The organism is Paenarthrobacter sp. PH39-S1, assembly GCF_030063245.1.
Taxonomy (GTDB): Bacteria; Actinomycetota; Actinomycetes; order Actinomycetales; family Micrococcaceae; genus Arthrobacter_M.
Map to the genome: position 1 here is coordinate 1 of NZ_JASISR010000100.1, position 1442 is coordinate 1442.

At 62.2% G+C, this 1442-nt stretch carries 2 protein-coding genes; both read left to right on the forward strand.

What is annotated here, in order from left to right; all coding sequences use genetic code 11:
* The coding region (locus tag QMG52_RS21660; RefSeq protein WP_283562466.1) for a hypothetical protein at positions 1 to 387 on the forward strand (387 nt) is incomplete at its 5' end.
* A 203-nt stretch (positions 388 to 590) separates the two neighbouring features.
* Positions 591 to 1418: a DDE-type integrase/transposase/recombinase gene (locus tag QMG52_RS21665; protein WP_283562467.1), complete on the forward strand. Its 828-nt coding sequence runs from the start codon at positions 591 to 593 to the stop codon at positions 1416 to 1418.
* The last annotated feature ends 24 nt before the right edge of the window (positions 1419 to 1442 follow it).

Consider the following 1442-nt stretch of genomic DNA (forward strand, 5'->3'; position numbering starts at 1 on the left):
GGGTATACCCGTGAGGAGATCCGTCAGTTCGTGCACGAGTACTATCTGCAGCCGCATGGGACCAAGGCCGCGTGGCTTGCCTCGCAGTCAGTGGCGGAATGGACGTTGCGGCGGTGGCGGAAGATGGTGTTCGAGGGCGACCTCGACCGGAATCTGATTCCAAGGGATCATGGAGGCATGGCCCGCACACATGGCGAACGGTCCGCGCTTGAAAAGGCGCGTGCCCAGGAGATCGCTGAACACCAGTGCGAAGTCGAGCAGCTCAAGGGCCGCATCCGCGAACTTGAAGGTTCGAACGATGCCCTGGGAAAAGCTATCGGGCTCTTGCACGAATTGAACGTGCCAGGGCCCGCTACGAAACAGACGAACGGTCCGAAAAGTTCATAGTCACAGAGAACCTCCTCATCCGCACCCTGGCGGAGTTCACCGGCTCCCAACGCCGGGCGCTTGAACTGGCGGGCGTATCGCGCTCGACGTGGCATTACCGGCAGAATCCCCGTGAGCGGGTCCAGGACCCGCTCCACCAGGCCGAGCGCGCCTACGAGTGCCGTATCAGCCCCGAGGATCGCGACCGGATCAGCGAATACATCATGCTGGGCTGGGCTGATCAGGTCTCCGTGGACCACTCCTTCGCCGTGGCCTGGGACGCCGGGGTCATGCTCGCCTCCCAGCGCACCTGGTGGCGTATCGCGGCGGAAATCGAGGACCAGATGCTTCGTCCCACGATTCCCACCAAACGCGGGAACAAACAGGGGAGGCGGGAGAAACCCGTGGTGAAAGCAACCGGACCATGCCAGGTCTGGTCGTGGGACATTACCGATGTCTACTCGCCCTGGAAGGGGAAAGCCTTCAAGGTCTACTCCGTCATGGATATTTTCTCCCGGCAGATCGTTGGGTGGCGGGTTGAGGAACGCGAAGCCGACCACCTCGCCGTGGAGATGTTCGAGGCGGCCATCGCCCGGCACGGCGCACCCCGGACCGTCCACGCCGATTCCGGGCCGGCGATGAAGTCCCACCTGCTCCGCGATGCCCTCACCGCCCACGGCGTAGAGCTGTCCCACAACCGGCCCTACGTGAGCAACGACAATCCCTTTAGCGAGTCGGGATTTCGGACCATGAAATACCGGCCGTGCTACCCGCGCGTCTTCAAGGAAGTCGAGACCGCCCGATCCTACATTGGCGGGTACGTGCCTTGGTACAACACCAAGCACAAGCACTCCGGCATTGCCCTCTTCTCGCCCTCACAAGTCCACGACGGGTCCTGGAAGGACGTCTGGAAAACACGGGACCACGCGCTCCAGGGCTACTACGACAAAAATCCTGGAAGGTTCCGCCGCCGACCCAGCACACCAGCCCCGGCCGACCATGTCGGCATCAACCTCCCCGAAACAAGAACAGCCACGCTAAGCGCCAAGTGACTCCATACAGCTTGACATTTTTCG

Coding starts and splice junctions, on each gene's coding strand:
- QMG52_RS21665 (WP_283562467.1), top strand. CDS start 591: ATGCTGGGCTGGGCTGATCAGGTCTCCGTGGACCACTCCTTCGCCGTG.